This window comes from Microbacterium sp. NPDC057658 (assembly GCF_042799975.1).
Classification (GTDB): Bacteria; Actinomycetota; Actinomycetes; order Actinomycetales; family Microbacteriaceae; genus Microbacterium.
In genome coordinates this window covers 927,613-943,487 of sequence record NZ_JBHVHT010000001.1, presented here as the reverse complement: position 1 = coordinate 943,487, position 15,875 = coordinate 927,613, and the positions used below count along the sequence as shown (strand labels likewise).

The 15,875-nt window shown below is 70.6% G+C and carries 14 protein-coding genes; 7 read left to right on the top strand and 7 right to left on the bottom strand.

Translation table 11 applies throughout. From position 1 onward, the window contains the following. Nucleotides 1-17: 17 nt before the first annotated feature. Nucleotides 18-1,547 carry an FAD-dependent oxidoreductase gene (locus ACFU8V_RS04485; protein ID WP_126894167.1) on the top strand — a complete coding sequence of 510 codons (1,530 nt, stop codon included), beginning with the start codon at nt 18-20 and terminating at the stop codon, nt 1,545-1,547. 1 nt (nt 1,548) lies between these two features. On the opposite strand, the gene ACFU8V_RS04480 is transcribed toward ACFU8V_RS04485, so the two are convergent. The 3 genes from ACFU8V_RS04480 to ACFU8V_RS04470 form a co-directional block, all read right to left on the bottom strand. Further along, on the bottom strand, nt 1,549-2,355 hold the full coding sequence (locus tag ACFU8V_RS04480; RefSeq protein WP_025104699.1) for a nitroreductase family protein: 807 nt from the start codon (nt 2,353-2,355) through the stop codon (nt 1,549-1,551). A gap of 4 nt (nt 2,356-2,359) precedes the next feature. Continuing rightward, on the bottom strand, nt 2,360-2,743 hold the full coding sequence (locus ACFU8V_RS04475; RefSeq protein ID WP_378869325.1) for a hypothetical protein: 384 nt from the start codon (nt 2,741-2,743) through the stop codon (nt 2,360-2,362). Nucleotides 2,744-2,856: 113 nt separating this feature from the next. Further along, the gene (locus ACFU8V_RS04470; protein WP_378869322.1) at nt 2,857-3,699 is read right to left on the bottom strand and encodes a MerR family transcriptional regulator; all 843 of its coding nucleotides are present in this window, start codon (nt 3,697-3,699) and stop codon (nt 2,857-2,859) included. A gap of 214 nt (nt 3,700-3,913) precedes the next feature. Between ACFU8V_RS04470 and ACFU8V_RS04465 the strand changes: the two genes are divergently transcribed. Further along, complete coding sequence (locus ACFU8V_RS04465) at nt 3,914-4,753, top strand: DUF4097 family beta strand repeat-containing protein (protein WP_025104702.1); 840 nt, start codon at nt 3,914-3,916, stop codon at nt 4,751-4,753. Continuing rightward, nucleotides 4,750-5,376: a PadR family transcriptional regulator gene (locus ACFU8V_RS04460; RefSeq protein WP_378869319.1), complete on the top strand. Its 627-nt coding sequence runs from the start codon at nt 4,750-4,752 to the stop codon at nt 5,374-5,376. The genes ACFU8V_RS04465 and ACFU8V_RS04460 overlap by 4 nt, the downstream gene beginning before the upstream one ends. Before the next feature lie 63 nt (nt 5,377-5,439). Here the strand turns inward: ACFU8V_RS04460 and ACFU8V_RS04455 are convergent, their stop codons facing one another. Further along, nucleotides 5,440-5,982, bottom strand: a complete 543-nt coding sequence (locus tag ACFU8V_RS04455; RefSeq protein WP_025104704.1) for a universal stress protein — start codon at nt 5,980-5,982, stop codon at nt 5,440-5,442. A gap of 149 nt (nt 5,983-6,131) precedes the next feature. Here ACFU8V_RS04455 and ACFU8V_RS04450 point away from each other — a divergent pair, with 149 nt between their 5' ends. From ACFU8V_RS04450 to ACFU8V_RS04435, 4 genes are all read left to right on the top strand, one after another. Then, on the top strand, nt 6,132-6,323 hold the full coding sequence (locus ACFU8V_RS04450) for a DUF3073 domain-containing protein (RefSeq protein ID WP_025104705.1): 192 nt from the start codon (nt 6,132-6,134) through the stop codon (nt 6,321-6,323). A gap of 290 nt (nt 6,324-6,613) precedes the next feature. Continuing rightward, complete coding sequence (locus ACFU8V_RS04445) at nt 6,614-7,927, top strand: extracellular solute-binding protein (protein ID WP_338565336.1); 1,314 nt, start codon at nt 6,614-6,616, stop codon at nt 7,925-7,927. An 89-nt stretch (nt 7,928-8,016) separates the two neighbouring features. Further along, a complete protein-coding gene (locus tag ACFU8V_RS04440; RefSeq protein ID WP_025104707.1) occupies nt 8,017-8,991 on the top strand; it encodes a carbohydrate ABC transporter permease in 975 nt (324 codons plus the stop codon). Then, nucleotides 8,988-9,908, top strand: coding sequence for a carbohydrate ABC transporter permease (locus ACFU8V_RS04435; protein ID WP_062637376.1), 921 nt, complete (start codon nt 8,988-8,990; stop codon nt 9,906-9,908). The genes ACFU8V_RS04440 and ACFU8V_RS04435 overlap by 4 nt, the downstream gene beginning before the upstream one ends. On the opposite strand, the gene ACFU8V_RS04430 is transcribed toward ACFU8V_RS04435, so the two are convergent. The 3 genes from ACFU8V_RS04430 to ACFU8V_RS04420 form a co-directional block, all read right to left on the bottom strand. Further along, nucleotides 9,898-10,290 (bottom strand): type II toxin-antitoxin system VapC family toxin, encoded by a 393-nt coding sequence (locus tag ACFU8V_RS04430; RefSeq protein ID WP_025104708.1) that lies wholly within the window; start codon nt 10,288-10,290, stop codon nt 9,898-9,900. The genes ACFU8V_RS04435 and ACFU8V_RS04430 overlap by 11 nt on opposite strands. Then, complete coding sequence (locus ACFU8V_RS04425; RefSeq protein WP_025104709.1) at nt 10,287-10,520, bottom strand: hypothetical protein; 234 nt, start codon at nt 10,518-10,520, stop codon at nt 10,287-10,289. Before ACFU8V_RS04425 ends, ACFU8V_RS04430 begins: the two co-directional genes overlap by 4 nt. A 167-nt stretch (nt 10,521-10,687) precedes the next feature. Next, entirely contained in the window at nt 10,688-15,871 is a 5,184-nt protein-coding gene (locus ACFU8V_RS04420; protein WP_378869311.1) for an endo-alpha-N-acetylgalactosaminidase family protein, read from the bottom strand. Nucleotides 15,872-15,875: the final 4 nt, after the last annotated feature.

Here is a 15,875-nt window from a genome sequence, read left to right as displayed (position 1 = left end):
AGGCGTTGACTGTCGGCATGAAGCCCCTCTGGAAGGTCGACCAGGACGCACCCCACGGCACTCCCTTCGATCCCGGCGCGCAGCACGACGTGCTGATCGTGGGGGCGGGGCTCACCGGCCTCTCGACCGCGGTGCTCCTGACCCGCGCCGGACTCGACGTCGTGGTCGTCGACGCGGGGGACGTGGCGGAGCTGTCGACGGGCGGCAACACGGGCAAGCTCTCGCTCCTCCAGGGGCAGCAGCTCGCCACCATCCGCAGGCACCATCCGGCGGCCCTCGTCCAGGCGTACGTCGACGCCAACCGGGCCGGCATGGAGTGGCTCACCGGCTTCGCCGACAGCGCGGGCCTGAGCTACACCGAGCGGACCGACCACACCTACGCCCAGGGTCCGGACGGGCTCGAGGCGGTCCGAGCCCAGCACTCCGCCGCACGGGAGGCGGGGCTTCCGACCCGGCTGCTCACCGCGGGCGAGCTGTCGACGCCGTTCCCCGTCGCGGGCGCGGTCGCCCTCGATTCGCAGGTGACGATCGACCCGGTCGCCGTCGCCGACGCGCTCGCGAAGGAGTTCCTCGCGGGAGGCGGCACGCTGCACACCGGCGTCCGCGTGACCGGCGCCCACGCCCTGCCGGAGCCACGGGTGGAGACGACGGCGGGCCCGATGTTCGCCGAGCACATCGTCCTCGCGACGGGGACCCCGATCCTCGACCGCGGCCTGTACTTCTCCAAGGTCGCCGGGATGCGGTCGTACTGCGTCTCGTTCCGGGTCTCCGGCGGCGTGCCGGAGGGGACGTTCATCTCCGCCGACGGCCCGACGCGGTCCATCCGGCCGGTGTCCGCCGCCGACGGCCCCGCCGACACCGCGCAGCTCGTCGTCGGCGGCAACGGGCATCCGGTCGGCCGCTCGGACGGCGAGACCGCGGCGATCGACGACCTCGTGGACTGGACCCGCCTGCACTTCCCGGATGCGGAGGAGACCCACCGCTGGTCCGCGCAGGACTACCAGTCGCACAACCTCATCCCCTTCGTCGGCGCCCTGCCGCGCGGCCTCGGGCGCATCCGCATCGCCACCGGGTATGCGAAGTGGGGGCTGTCGAACGCGCCCGCTGCGGCCCTGCGGCTCACGGAGGAGATCATCGGGACGAAGCGCCGCGAGCGCCCGTCCTGGATGCTGCGCCTCGGCACCCGGCTCACCGTCCCCGCCGATCTCGCACGGGGGGCCGTCGAGGGGGCGAAGGTGGCCGCCGCGGCCACGAAGGGCTGGGTCGAGGCCGAGACCACCCCGGTCCCCGTGCCGCAGCCCGCGGAGGGCGAGGGCGTCGTGGCGAACCGCGGCGGTCGCCCGGTCGCCATCTCCACGGTCGACGGGGTGACCAGGGCCGTCAGCGCCGTCTGCACGCACCTGGGCGGCGTTCTCGACTGGAACGACGCCGAGTGCACGTGGGACTGCCCGCTGCATGCGTCGCGGTTCGCCGCGGACGGCACGCGCATCGAGGGACCGGCGCTGAACGATCTCCCGGAGGTGCCGCGGACGGTCGGGGGCTCCTGACTCAGGTCCGCGCCGGCGGCGTGTCCCAGCCCTGCTGCGGGGTGTCGCAGTCCTCGCGGAACACGTACTGCGACACGAGCTTGCGCTGGCTGCTGGACCAGTCGATCGCCGGGCGGCGCTGCTCGGGCGGCAGGTAGCCGAGCCGGTACACGGCCATGAGCTCGAGATCGTCGGGCACCCGCAGCAGCCGGACGATCTCGTCCCAGCGCCCCGGCACCTCCATCGGGAACGAGATGAACTGGATGCCCATGCCCAGCTCGACCGTGGTCAGCCAGACGTTCTCCATGGCCGCCCCCATGCTGAACACGGAGTAGAACGACGACAGCTGCCCGGGCCGGTACTCGCTCCGGTCGAGCATGACGCCCAGGAGCAGCGGCGATCCGGCGACGAGCTTGCGATTCTCCGAGCCCAGCGTCTTCGGCACGCCGAACGTGTTCATGAGCGTCTGGCCGCGCTTCGTGAACACCTGGGACGTGAAGGGCCGAAGCGGCGCGGGGAGCTTGTCGAACAGCATGCCGCTGCGCTTCTCCTCCATCTCCTCCTGGCTGAAGCGGAAGTACGGCTTGTACCGCTCGAAGAACGTGCCGTTCGACATGGCCTCCGTCATGCTCTCGCCGGAGATGCGCGCGATCTCGTCGATCGTGTCCCTGTTCTCGATCACCACGAAGCGCCAGGGCTGGCTGTTGAGCTGCGAGGGCGCGCGCCCGGCCGCTTCCAGGAGGATGCGCTGGTGCTCCTCGGAGACCGGGTCGGGCAGGAACGCCCCGTTCGTGGTCTTGCGGCGGCGGATGGCGTCGAGCAGTTCCATGCGGTCACTTCCGGTCGGAGGGGAGGCGCGAGACCACGAGGCCCGCGAGGACGAAGGGCGCCGCCGTGAGGGCGACGAGCGGGTGCCGCCGGGTGTGCGTCCCGGCGTAGGGGATCGCGGCCAGGGGGACGGCAGCGGGGAGGAAAGCGAGGGCGGCGCGACGGGTGCGCGGCGTGCGGGTGGCGAGACCCGCGACGACGGCGAGTCCGGCCGTCGCGCAGGTCAGGATGTAGAGGGCGTGGTGCACCCAGCGGAAGCGGCGCGTGTCGATGAGCCGCGCCGCCACCGCGGCGCCGAGGGCGCAGTTCGCCGCGTAGGCCGTCGCCGCCACCGCGAAGGCTCCGGACGCGGGGCGGTCGTCGTGCCCCCGTTTCCGTCGCCCCGTCATGGCACGACCCTACGCCCTCCCCTCCTCCCCCGATCCACCCCCTTGCGTGCGAGCCACCCCCTTGAGTACGACCGCAGCGGGGTGGGTCGCACGCAAGGGGGCCGCTCGACGGATCAGAGGGAGGCTTCCGCGTAGATGCGGAGCGCGTCGCGGACGAACTCCGCGCCCTGGGTCCCACCCGCGGACGTCGCGTAGTTCGCGCCGAAGCGCGGATCTGCGACGTACATCTCGCCGAGACCGATGACGTAGGCCTTGGCATCCGCGTCCGGTCCCTGCCGGAGCGCGGCGGCGGGAGTGCCCGGGATGCCCGTGAGCCAGGCCACGTGACGGCGCGCGAGCTCCTGCGCCTCGGCGGACGCGGGATCGATCCCGCTCTCCGCCGCGGCGATCCAGTCGCGTCCGAGGTCGGACACGCGCTGCTGCCACTCGGCGCGCTCGGCGCCGCTCATCCCGCGCCACCAGCGGTCGCTGTCGGCGTAGGCCTTCTTCCCCCAGCGGTCCTCGACCTCCTGCTTGTACTGCGTGTGGTCGAAGCCGTCGAACATGTTCTCTGCCATGAGGTTCTCACCTCCTCTCAATGCCGTGATGGTGGATTCGACCGACGCGATCTGCCGCGCCAGCCTGGTCTGCTCCTCGCGCAGCAGCGCGAGGTGCGTCTCGAGCGCCGACGCCTCCGCCGCCGAGCCCCCGCCCTGGGCCCCTGAGCCCCCGCCCTGGGCCCCTGAGCTTGTCGAAGGGCCCAGCACCTCCGCGATCTGCGGCAACCCGAGCCCGAGCTCCCGCAGCAGGAGGATCCGCTGCAACCGCACGAGCGCCGCTGCGTCGTAGTGCCGGTATCCGTTGGGCGCGATGCGCGACGGAGGCAGCAACCCGATGTCGTCGTAATGCCGCAGCGTCCGGCTCGTCGTCCCCGCCAGTCGCGCGATCTCCTGGATCGACCAGTCCTTCTCGCTCATCCCGCCCACCCTTCCGTGTCGTTCCCCTCCACCGTAGAAGTTGCCGTTACGTCAAGGTCAACCCCGTTCGAATCGCTTGATTGGCTCGATTTCCGGCCGATATGGGACCAATCAGGCGATTCGAAGGAAAGAGGGGTGACGGGATCGAGATATATCGTGTTATCGTGACGGCAACACGATATATCGTGAATCCCTCGACACAGGAGAAGCAGACATGACCGAGAAGTGGCTCATCGCCCCCGGCGAGGAACGCGTCATCGACATCGCCTCCGCGACCCGGCTCAAGGTGGGCCTCGTCGGCGGGCAGGTCGACGTCATCGCCCACGACGAACCCGGCATCCGGATCGAGGTGCACGGCGTCACCACCAAGGACCTCCGGATCGAGTCCCGCGATGGCGAGGTCGAGATCGACCACCCGCAGCTCGGCTGGGACAACTTCCTCGAGGTGTTCCGGAACTTCGGCTCCGGCGGTCCGCGCGCCGAGGTGAGCGTGGCCGTCCCGCGCAGCATCGCCCTGACCCTCGGCGTCGTGAGCGCCGGCGCCCTCGTGTCGGGCATCCGCAACGACACCCGTCTCAACACAGTGTCCGGCGACATCATCGTCGACACCCTCATCGGCGACCTCAGCGTGAACTCGGTCTCCGGCGACGTGCAGATCCGCAACCTCACCGGCTCGCTCAGCGCCAACAGCGTCTCCGGCGACGTGGCCGTCACGGGCGCCATCCGCAAGGCCACGGTCGACATCGTCTCCGGCGCGACGCTGGTGGACGCGGCGGGCGACGTCAACACGATCACCGTGAACTCGGTCTCCGGCGGCACCACGGTGCGGCTCGACGAGTCCCTCGCGGCGAACTACGTCATCCGCTCGCTCAGCGGCCGCCTGCTCATCGACGGGGTCGAGCGCAGCTCGTCCGGACCGAGCACCTACAACGGCACCACCGGGGAGCTCGCGGGACGCTTCGTCGACCTCCGCGCCAACTCCGTCTCCGGAGGGGTCACGGTCCTCCGCCGCGCTCCGCAGACCATCGAGAACGATCCGGAGTGGGAAGCATGAGCCCCGCGGTCTTCTCCCACGGCGATCTGCGCCTGTACCTGCTGTCGCTGCTCGCGGAGTCCCCGCAGCACGGCTACGGCATCATCCAGTCCCTCACGGACCGGACGGGCGGCACGTACACGCCGAGCGCCGGCACCATCTACCCGCGCCTGGCGAAGCTCGAGGAGGAGGGGCTGGTCACCAAGACCGTCGACGGACGCACGACGATCTACGCGATCACCGAGGCCGGACGCGCCGAGCTGGCCTCGCGCCAGAGCGACCTCGCCGACATCGAGGCGGGCATCACCGACACCGTCCGCCTCATCGCGAACGAGGTGCGCCAGAGCGTGCAGGAGGCGATGAAGAGTCTTCGCGCCGACCTGGCGACGGCCACCAAGGACGACCGGGCGGCGGCGAAGAACAGGCCGCGCACCGCGGGCGACGATGCACGGCTGACCAGCCGCGAGGAGCTGCACCGCGCCGACGCCGTCGTGAACGCCTTCCGCGCCCACATCCGCACCGACCTGCGCACCCATGTCGCCAAGGGCGGCGCCCTCCCGTCGTCGGTGGTCACCGACCTCGAGAACGCGCTGGACCAGGCCGCCCGGAGCGTGACGGTGGCGCTGAGTCAACCGGACTCCTGAGCCCCTGGCATGACCGCACGAGGCCCCGTCGACATCCGTCGGCGGGGCCTCGTCGTGTGCGGATCACTCCGGCCAGATCTCCTTCTGCTCGTCCGGTACGGACTCCCCCAGGGGGACGACGAGCACGGAGCGGTGCTGGCGATGGGCGAGGCGCGCGGCGACCGAGCCGGTGAAGAACTCCCGGATGGACTCACCGATGCCGCGCTTCCGGGTGCCGACGACGATGAGCTGCGCGTCGAGCTTGTTCGCGAGCTGCTTGATCGCCAGCGCCGGGTCGCCGACGAGCTGACGTGCCGTCCAGGTGACTCCCTTGCCGTCGAGCATCGTGGCCGCAGCCGCCTCGACCGCCTCGAACTCGGCAGCCCCCGCGTCGAAGTTGATGTCGATGGGAGCGGAGTGCACGTAGCCGTCCGGATCCTCGTAGGTGACGAAGCGCGTGATGTCGACGTGGGCCACCACGAGCGGGGCGTTCAGCAGCCGGGCGAACCGGACGGCCTCATCGAGAACGTGCGGGTCCTGGTCGAGCTGCATCCCGACGATCACGGCCTTCTGCAGAGCGGCGTTCTGCGTGGCCTCATCGGACGGAGTGGAGGTGCTGTCGGTCATGGAGATCGCTCCCTTCGCCGGCCTGGCCGCGGCCAGGGTCTGTTCCCCGCGTGCTATCCTGAATGCTACTCTTACCGGCCTCGAGCCGGTGTCGTGAATGACTCGGGCGCCTGTCTGCCCGCAGCTTAACTCGTGAGGGGGTCTCAGGCATGGGCCGTGGCCGTCAGAAGGCGAAGCACACAAAGATCGCCCGCGAACTCAAGGCGTACAGTCCGTCGGTGAACTACTCGGCGCTGGAGCGCGAGCTCGCGCACTCGAGCGACTCCGACGAAGACGCCTACGTCGACAAGTGGGCCGACGAGTACGCAGACGAAGACGAAGACGAACTAGAGAAGGCGTAGCCCCTCGGTTCGAAACACCCGCACGGCTCGTGCGGGTGTTTCGTCGTACCCGGGCGGCGAGCCCCTCAGCGGGAGGCCCGCCGCGCCCCGCCGTGCCCGACTCCGTCCCGACGCCGCCGATCGATGTCAGCGCTCCCTCCGCGGCATCCGAATTCGTCCCCGTCCCGCGATTCCGCGTCTTGTGAGCGCAAACATTTTCTGATTTGATGTGCATGTGATCGACGGCGCACCCTCGCCGCGTCCCCGCTTCGGGCGATCCGCAGGAACATGACCTCAAAGAGGAGAACAGCATGGCACCCACCTCACGCACCCCCCGCGTCGCCGCGGTCGTCGCCCTCGGCGCGGTGTCGGCGTTCGGACTCGCGGCCTGCGCGCCGGCCGCATCCGGGGGCGGCGACGCCGGCGGTGAGCCCGTCACCATCGAGTACATGCACCGCCTGCCCGACGGCGAGGGCATGACCACGGTCGCGGAGATCGTCGACCGCTGGAACGAGGAGCACCCCGACATCCAGGTCACGGCCACGAAGTTCGACGGCAAGGCCAGCGACATGATCCTCAAGCTCGAGACCGACATCAAGGCCGGGAACGGCCCGTGCCTCGCGCAGACCGGATACTCCGAGGTGCCGCAGCTCTATGTGAAGGGTCTGCTGGAGGACGTCGCCGCGGAGGCCGAGAAGTACGAGGACCACTACTCGGCCGGAGCGTTCAGCGGCATGCGGGTCGGCGACGCCATCGTGGGCCTCCCGCAGGACACCGGGCCCCTCGTCTACTTCTACAACACCGCGGAGTTCGAGGCGCTCGGCCTCGACGCCCCGGCCACGCTCGACGACCTGACCGCCGCCTCCGCCACGGCCGCCGCCGCCGGCAAGTTCGTCACCGCCTTCACTCCGGACGAGGCGCAGAACTGGCTCTCCGGACAGGCCGCGGCCGCCGGCGACACCTGGTTCTCCACCGAGGGCGAGGAGTGGAAGGTGGACGCCGAGGGCGCCGGCTCCGAGCGCGTCGCCGCCTTCTGGCAGGGCCTGCTCGACGGCAAGCAGACGCTCGCGACCGAGCGCTGGGGCGAGGGCTTCACGGCGGCGCTGAACGACGGCAGCCTCATCGGCCACGTCGGCGCGGCCTGGGAGGCCGGCTTCCTCCTCGACTCGCTGGACGGCACCCCGGCCGAGGGGAAGTGGCGCGTCGCCCAGCTCCCGGACTTCGGCGCCGGGGCGATGAGCGGCCCCGACGGCGGCTCCGGCGTCTCGGTCATGAAGGGCTGCGAGAACCCCGAGGCCGCCATGGAGTTCAACGACTGGTTCAACACGCAGGTCGACGACCTCGCGTCGCAGGGTCTCGTCGTCGCCGCGAAGGGTGAGGTGGAGACCCCCGAGAAGATGCTGCGGCAGTTCGGTGGCCAGGATGTGCTCGCCGAGCTCGGCACCGCCACCGAGAACCTCAACCCCGACTTCCCCTACGCCCCCGGCTTCTCGACCCTGGCGAACATGAACGAGACGGCCGCCGCGGCCGCCGCCGGCACGGCCTCGGTCGCCGACATCTTCACGACGGCGCAGGACACGGCCGTCGCGTCGCTCAAGGACCTCGGCCTCCCGGTCGCGGAATGACCGGACCGGACGGCATCATCGGATGAACGACGGCGGAGTGCACGGGCGATCGTGTACTCCGCCGTCGTCGTGAGAGCGAGAGGCACATCATGGCCACAGTGACCGAGACGAGGGCAGCGGCGCCGCTCCCTCCCGCGCGCCGCCCCGTCGCCCCGTCGACGAGGCGATCGCGGATCCGACGGGAGGGGCTGACCGGGTGGCTGTTCATGGCGCCGTTCGCGCTGCTGTTCGCCGTCGTCTTCCTCATCCCGATCATCGTGTCGGTCCGGTCGTCGTTCTTCGCGCAGGTACCCGCCGGCGGCGGCCTGTACGGTGGCGGCGAGCTCGTCGACACGTTCGTCGGCCTCGACAACTTCGCGGCCGCGGCGACCGACGGCGCGTTCTGGGCCGGCATGGGACGGGTCGTGCTCTACGCGGCGTTCCAGATCCCGGTGATGATCATCGCGGCCCTCGCCCTGGCCCTGCTGCTGGACTCGTTCATCGTGCGCCGCCCCGCGCTGTTCCGCCTCGCCTTCTTCCTCCCCTACGCGGTCCCCGGCATCATCGCGGCGATGATGTGGCTCTACCTCTACACGCCCGAGGTGTCGCCCTTCCTGCCCTATCTGCCCGAGGGGACCGACCTCATGTCGCCGCAGACGATCCTCTTCTCGATGGCGAACATGACGACGTGGACCTACACGGGCTACAACATGCTCATCTTCCTGAGCGCCCTGCAGGCCATCCCCCGCGACCTCTACGAGGCCGCCCGCCTGGACGGCGCGACCGGATTCCAGATCGCGACCCGCATCAAGGTGCCGCTCGTGCGCGGTGCCGCCCTGCTGGCCGTGCTGCTGTCGATCATCGGCACGATCCAGCTGTTCAACGAGCCGGTCATCCTGGAAGCCGCGAACTCCTGGATGGGCAAGGACTTCACGCCGATGATGCTCACCTACAACACGATGATGGGCGAGCTGTCGCCGTCGGGCAGCGGTCCGGCGTCGGCGTACTCGCTGCTCATGGCCGGCATCGCGGGTGTGCTCGCGATCGTGTACGCACTGCTCCAGCGGCGGAAGGGCGACGCATGACCACCACACGACTCGTCACCGTGGCTCCGCCGACGAAGCGGCGCTCCCGGAAGCCGCAGGCGGCGGACGCCCCTCCCCCGTCGATCGCCCCCGGCCCCGCCGCGCGCACGTTCGGCATCATCGCCCTCGTCGTCGCCACGCTGTACTTCCTCGTGCCGGTGTTCTGGCTCGTGGTCGCCTCGACGAAGAACAACACCGACCTCACGTCGACGTTCGGCTTCTGGTTCGCCGAGCCGAACCTCGCCGCCAACTACGACAGCCTCATGGGCTGGACGCAGGGGCTGTTCTGGCGCTGGGTCGGCAACTCCCTGTTCTACTCGCTCAGCGCCGGGGTCATCGGCACGCTGTTCGCCGTGATGGCCGGCTATGCGATCGCCAAGTTCGCCTTCCCGGGGAAGAAGCTCGCGGTCGGCATCATCATGGCGGGGCTCCTGCTGCCCGTCGCCCTGCTCACGGTGCCGCTGTACATCGAGTTCCAGGCGCTCGGCCTCACGAACACGGTGTGGGCGATCATCATCCCTTCGGCGGTCTCGCCGTTCGGCGTCTTCCTCGGCATGGTCTACGCGCAGTCGTCGGTGCCGACGGAGCTGCTGGAAGCCGCCCGCATCGACGGCGCCGGTGAGGGCCGGATCTTCTTCACGATCGTGCTGCGGCTGCTCGGCCCCGCGATGGTGACGATCTTCCTGTTCATCTTCGTGGCCACGTGGAACAACTTCCTCCTCCCGCTCATGATGATCTCCAGCCCCGACCTCAAGCCGGTCACGCTCGGCCTCTACGGCATGATGAGCTACTTCTCCCCCGACAAGGGCGCCGTCATGCTCGGGGCCCTGCTCGGCGTGATCCCCCTCATCGCGCTGTTCTTCACGCTGCAGAAGTACTGGCGCTCGGGTCTCGCCGCCGGCGCCGTCAAGGGCTAGGCACCTCGACCGCGCACAGACCGGAGGCCGCCCGCGCGAGCCTCCGGTCGTGCGTCAGGAGCGGGCAGTCGAACACCGCGGCGAGCGCGACGTACGCGGCGTCGTAGGCGGTGAGGTTCGCCCGCAGCGCGAGGATCCGCGGCACCAGCGGGAGCGTCGGATGCAGGTCGACCGGGAGGCGGGCGAGGTCGCCGGCCGCGGATTCGAGCGCCGCGGCGTCGAGGACACCGCCGCGTTCGAGCCCCCGCAGAGCGCTGGCCACCTCCACCGGCAACAGCTCCGGGGCAAGCAGAAACTCGTCCTCCAGCCGCGACCCCAGGACACCGGTCGACGTTCCGGTGCAGACCAGGTCGACGACGATCGAGGCGTCGACGACGATCACCGCCCGGCGCGCCCCTCGTGCACGGCGGCGACGATGCTCTCCGGGGTGAGCGCGGTCATCTCCGGCTGCCGCGCTCGTCGGCTCAGGAACTCCGAAAGCGTCGGGCGCGAGGCGAGGCGAGTGAGCTCCGTCGACAGATACTGCTGAAGCGACTGTCCTCGCTCGCGCGCGCGTGCGGCGAGCACGGAATGCACGCCCGGATCGAGGTCGCGGATGAGGACGTTCGGCATGCTTACAGTATGCATGTACGGCTCCTTTCGTGACTACCCCTCGAGTATCGGGGAGCGGGGGCACGCTCTCCCGCCCCGGAACCGCGACCCGTGGAGAACCGGCAGACTCCCCGCCGCGTGCAGAAGAGGCCCGGGGCGAACCCCGGGCCTCTCGTGTGCAGAGGAACTCAGCTGCGTCGCCGTCGCCAGAGCGCCGCACCGAGTGCGCTCAGGGCGAGCGCGCCGACGGCGACCGCCAGCCAGGTCATCCCCTCCGTGCCGGTCGTGGCCAGCGCCCCACCCGCGGCGGTCGCGGCCGCGGTGACCGCCAGATCCGCGCGGGCCAGCTCGGCGCCCTCGGTGTCCGTCGCGACGAGCGCGTGGGCACCCGCGGGCGTGGCCGCCGGGATGAGGACGGTCGCGACCGCGCCGCCGTCGGCGGCGATCGTCACCTCGCCCACGCGGACCGGCTCCGAGTGGAGCCAGAGCTGCACGACCGCCTCGGGGTCGAAGCCGCGGAGCTGCACGCGGAGGGAGTCTCCTGCCACCGCGGTGCCGACCGACGGGGTGAGGACGGCTTTCTTCGCCGGCTTCGCCTTCTTGACCTTGAGGTCCGCGCCGGCCACCTCCGCGCCGGAGGCGTCCTTGACGAGGAAGCGGTGCTTCCCGACCGTCGCATCCGCGGGGATGAGCACGCGGGTGGTCAGCGCGCCGTGCGCATCGACCGTCGCGTCCGCGAGCCGCACGCCGTCCAGCCAGAACGAGACGGCGGCGCCGGGCGCGAAGCCTGAGAGCACGGCCTCGACCGTCTCCCCTGCGCGCACGGAATCCGCGCCGAGCGTGAGCACCGGATCGGTCTCCGGGGCGCACGCCCCGAGGTCGTCCGCTGGTCGCTTCTCCGGGGCGTGCCCCGTCTGCGGGGACGTGACACCGTACACCGCCATCTCCGCCACGGCCGCGAACGGCGTGCCCGAGATCGACGAGGTCGCCGTCACCCGCACGTATCGCGCGGTCGTCGCGGCGAAGTCGACATCCTGCCACTCCGCGACGTTCTTCCACTCACCCACCGCCACGTCGGTGAAGGTCTGCCCGTCGGTGGAGACCGCGACCTGGAAGCCCTTGATGGGGCCGTTCTGGTTCGCGCCGCGCCGCAGGTAGGAGATGCCGTCGACCGTCTCCGCGGAACCGAGGTCGAACGTGAGCACGTGCGGATACCCGGGGGCGTCGCTGCTCCAGCGGCTGTGCCAGAACGTCCCGGCATTGCCGTCGAGCATGTTCGTCGCTGGGCCGTCCTCACCCGCGGTCTCCTCGGAGCTCGCGGTCGCCGTGATCTGCGCGTTCGGGATGCGGGCGCGGGAGGCCACAGCCGCCTCCTGCGCGGTCTGCACGGTCCGCACGTCGCAGTCGACGAGGTAGGTGGCCGCGATGCCGATGCTCACGGCGGAGCCCGCGGCCGACGCCGGTGCCGTCAGCAGCCAGTCCGTCGTCACGCTCTCGCCGGGGGCGACCTTCGCGAACAGGTTCGACGACCCGTCTGCGACCTCGACGGTGTAGCCCTCCGGGAGGTCGAGCTGCACGCCGACGTTCTCCGCCAGGATGTCCTCGCTGTTGGTGAAGGTCGTGGTGAACGGGGTCTGCGCCCCGGGGCTCAGGGTCACGGCCTCGCCGGAGACGGTGGCGCACGGCGTGCCACCCTCCGTCGGACCGAGGTCGGTGACCGTGAAGTCGTCGAGGACGAAGTCGACGTCCGGGCCGCCGACCCGCTCCAGACCGACCCACGTGTAGTCGCCGCACCCCACGATCACGTCCTCCTGGAACGCGGTGGTCTCCAGGGCCTGCACGACGGGGGTGCGACGCAGGGTCGTCGAGGAGATCTCCCCGTCGAGCACGGCGTCGGTGCCGGTCAGCCAGCGGTAGGCCCCGCTCGCGCCGGCCTGGTAGTCGAACCCGATGCGGTAGGTGTGCCCGGCCTGCAGCGGCACCAGCGTGGGGTCGGTCCGGTAGACGACGCCGGAGTTCTCGGAGTGGGACATCAGCGAGTGCTCACCGGTGAGGGTGGTGTCCACCGCCAGCCCCGCGAGGGCTCCGCTGTCGAACGGCTTGGCTGTGTTGCGCCAGTCGCTCGTCGTGTACGGGTCGTGCCGCCGCGAGATGCTCGTGCGGGGGTCGTCGATGCCGTTGGCGTCGCCCTTCACGAACGGGCCCCACCCGGGCTGGTTGCCCTCGAAGTCGTTCGAGTACACCGTGCCGGCTGCGGCCGGCGCCGTCGTGTCCGCCATCACCCTGGCGTTGTCGATGCGCACCGCCGCGTCGCCGGCGACCGCCGAGACCGAGACGGTCACCTCGCCGGAGGCCGGCGCCAGGAACGACACCGATCCGCGCTGGTAGTACTGTCCGGCCTTCGAGTCGGCGCGCATGTAGTTGTACGTCGGGGACAGGTTCCAGGTGCGGCTCACGACGCCGCCCCCGGTGTCGACCGCGACGCTCACGTCGCGCGTGGCCGTCGGATCGATCTGCACCTGCGCGGAGAACGCGTAGCGCTTCCCGGGGGTGAGGCCGGTGACGGTCTGCGAGATCGCGGAGGGGGACGAGCCGAAGACCGCGATGTTGTCGCCCCGTGAGGCGTTCTTCGCCGCGCCGAGGTCCGTGCGCTCGATGGTCACGTCGCCCCGGGGGTTCCAGCCGTCGAGCGCGCCCGAGTTGAACCCGGGATCGGTCAGGCCCGCGTCGCGGTACTCGATCGCCGCCCGCTGCGCTCCGCCCTGAGGCACGACGACGTAGGCCGTCCCCTTCTCACCGGACAGCGTCAGCTTGCCGTCGACCGCGGTGACGGTGCGCACCTTCTCGCGGCCCTGGTCGCCGAGCGCGAACACGTCGAAGGTCGTGTTCCCGCGGAAGGCGTCCGTGAGACCGAAGGTCTTCTCGCCGCCGGAGGCCGTGAAGAAGTACATCTTGTCCGCGTCGACGGGCGAGCCCGACTCGGCGCTCGACGGCAGCGACTGCCACGGCAGCAGGTAGGAGTCGCCCCGCAGGACGGTCGCGCCGTCCATCGTGACGACCCGCGTGCCGCCGTCGATCCGGGCCGCCACGTCGTCGGTGAAGGTCGCCTCGACCCCCGCCTCGTACGTCTGCAGGTCGAAGTGCTGCAGGAACTTCGTCGGCAGGCTCTGCGACCAGATGTTGCCGATGAAGCCGTCCCAGTTGCGGTTGCCCACCCAGCCCTCGGCGTCGACGAGACGCTGCTGGCCGAGCAGGACGTCGTCGTTCCAGACGTCCGCCTGCGCGTTCTGGATGAACCGCACCATGGTGGAGTTGATGCCCTTGTTGTCCTTACCGCCATAGGCGAGGTCGTTCGGCCAGTGCGACCAGACCGTGCTGTCGACGAACTTGTCGCCCCACTCGGTCGCGACCTCGAGATCCATGGCGTTCAGCTCGTCCGCGAGCTCCTCGGCCACCCAGCCGTTGGAGTAGTACACGTCGATGTAGACGCCGCTGAGCCCCGGCACCTCGTCCCGCAGCTGCTGGAAGCGGTCGAGCACGCGTCCGGTGCCGAGATCGGTCTGCTGGTTGATGTAGTACGACTGGTCCAGCCAGTTCCAGCCCGGCTTGTAGGGCGGTGTGCCATCGAGGATCGCCGCGTCGAACGCGTCCGCCTGCGGGTAGATCTCCGTGGCGTTGACGTGCACGCTCATGTCGGCATTGAGCTTCGCCCCCTCGTCGACGAGGCGGTTGAGGTCGGCGAGGCCGCCCGCACGCTCGTTGTAGTTCCCGCCGTAGTCGGTGTTCGCGGAGTCGTGTCCCTCGCTGCCGAAGCCCTTGTTGAGCACCCACTGCCCGAGGCCGTCGGTCTGGTTCGCGATGCGCTTGGTGTTGTCGAGCACGAGGTCGAAGTAGTTCGTGGCGCTCGAGGCGAAGTTGAACGGGATGCGGCTGACCACGCGGTCGGCCACCCGGTCGGCACCGAGGCGCGGGGCGTCGACCTCGCGGTAGCGGATCGCGGCGTCCTGCCAGTCCACGGTCTCGTCGCCGTTGCGGTCGGCGGTGAGGAGCACCGTGACCTTCGGAAGGGCGTAGGTCGTCACCCGGCTGTCGACGGCGGAGGTCGGATGGATGAGCCAGGTGTTCGAGCCGATCTCCGCGGTCCGGCCGTCGGCCGCAGTCACCCGCGTCGTGAGCCGGGTGTTCCACGAGGCGGTGCCGCCGGAGGCCTGCGTCGTCGCGTTCGTGATCACGCTGCCGGCGAGGGTCCCGTCGCCGAGGAATGCGAAGGCCGCGCCCTTCGTCCCGGTGGCCGTCGCCGCTCCCACCGCGATGTGCTCATCGGCGTTCGTGGTGCTGTTCGGGCTGATCACGGTGCGATCGAGGACGGCGCCGTCCGCGGCCGTCGCGGAGAGGAACGCGTTGTCGGGGAGCGCCAGGGTGTTCACCGCGGCGGAACCGTCCACCCCGGTCACGGTGAACTCGACCGTGCCGTTCGCCGCGACGCGGATGCTGCTGCGCACCGTGACGTCGATGCCGGTCAGGGTCGAGACGTAGTCGACGCCGCTCGCCGTCGCCGTGGAGGTGGTGGTCGACGCATAGGCGGTGCCGTTGACCGCCCAGGTGCGCGGGGAGCTCTTCTGCCCGCCGAGGCGGTCATCGCCCACGCGGTAGCCGAGGATCTGCGGGAACGCGGCGGAGACGGTGGCGGTGGTGCCGCCCGCGGCGATCTCGACGGTGTCCCCGGTCTCCGGCTGCTCCGGCGTCTCCGGCTCCGTGACGATCGGCGGGAGCTCCTCGTCGGAGAGCACCTGGATCTCACCGGCGCCGCCGCCCGTGGTGCCCTGCGCGTCGATGACGAGCAGCGCGACGTATCGGCCGTCCTTCGCGGTCTCCAGCGTGATGCGCTGCTTCTCGTCATTCGCGGTGGGTGCGTGCAGTGTCGCGGCCGCGGCGGCGGCGCCCCATCCCCCATCGGCCGGCGAGGTGCGCGCGGCGTCGGCGTCATCCGTGACGTACACCTCGACGGTCTTGGCCGCGACGCTCTGCCCGCGCTTGACCGAGTAGTCCAGCGCCTTCACAGAGAGGGGCCGCTGCAGGTCGAGGGCGATCCAGTGCGGGAAGGGCGCGTTGGACGAGTACCGCGACGTCCACTGCGTCGCATAGTCGCCGTCGAAGGCGCCGAGAGCCGTGCCGTCGTGCGAGGGCGGCGCCGGATACGGATCCGATTCGCTGGACACCGCGTGCAACCGGTACTCCGTCTGCGGGACGGGGAGGAGATCGGCGGCCTGTGCAGCGGTCGCGGGGAGGAGCGCTCCGCCGAGCGCGAGAGCCGTCGCCAGCAGGGAGCTGATGGCGACGGCGGTGCGCGGCGGTCGGGAAGGTGTCGACACGTCT

Bases quoted from the DNA above. Each gene is read 5' to 3' on its own strand.
- ACFU8V_RS04485 (WP_126894167.1), top strand. From the start codon at position 18: ATGAAGCCCCTCTGGAAGGTCGACCAGGACGCACCCCACGGCACTCCC.
- ACFU8V_RS04480 (WP_025104699.1), bottom strand. From the start codon at position 2,355: ATGGAACTGCTCGACGCCATCCGCCGCCGCAAGACCACGAACGGGGCG.
- ACFU8V_RS04475 (WP_378869325.1), bottom strand. From the start codon at position 2,743: ATGACGGGGCGACGGAAACGGGGGCACGACGACCGCCCCGCGTCCGGA.
- ACFU8V_RS04470 (WP_378869322.1), bottom strand. From the start codon at position 3,699: ATGAGCGAGAAGGACTGGTCGATCCAGGAGATCGCGCGACTGGCGGGG.
- ACFU8V_RS04465 (WP_025104702.1), top strand. From the start codon at position 3,914: ATGACCGAGAAGTGGCTCATCGCCCCCGGCGAGGAACGCGTCATCGAC.
- ACFU8V_RS04460 (WP_378869319.1), top strand. From the start codon at position 4,750: ATGAGCCCCGCGGTCTTCTCCCACGGCGATCTGCGCCTGTACCTGCTG.
- ACFU8V_RS04455 (WP_025104704.1), bottom strand. From the start codon at position 5,982: ATGACCGACAGCACCTCCACTCCGTCCGATGAGGCCACGCAGAACGCC.
- ACFU8V_RS04450 (WP_025104705.1), top strand. From the start codon at position 6,132: ATGGGCCGTGGCCGTCAGAAGGCGAAGCACACAAAGATCGCCCGCGAA.
- ACFU8V_RS04445 (WP_338565336.1), top strand. From the start codon at position 6,614: ATGGCACCCACCTCACGCACCCCCCGCGTCGCCGCGGTCGTCGCCCTC.
- ACFU8V_RS04440 (WP_025104707.1), top strand. From the start codon at position 8,017: ATGGCCACAGTGACCGAGACGAGGGCAGCGGCGCCGCTCCCTCCCGCG.
- ACFU8V_RS04435 (WP_062637376.1), top strand. From the start codon at position 8,988: ATGACCACCACACGACTCGTCACCGTGGCTCCGCCGACGAAGCGGCGC.
- ACFU8V_RS04425 (WP_025104709.1), bottom strand. From the start codon at position 10,520: ATGCCGAACGTCCTCATCCGCGACCTCGATCCGGGCGTGCATTCCGTG.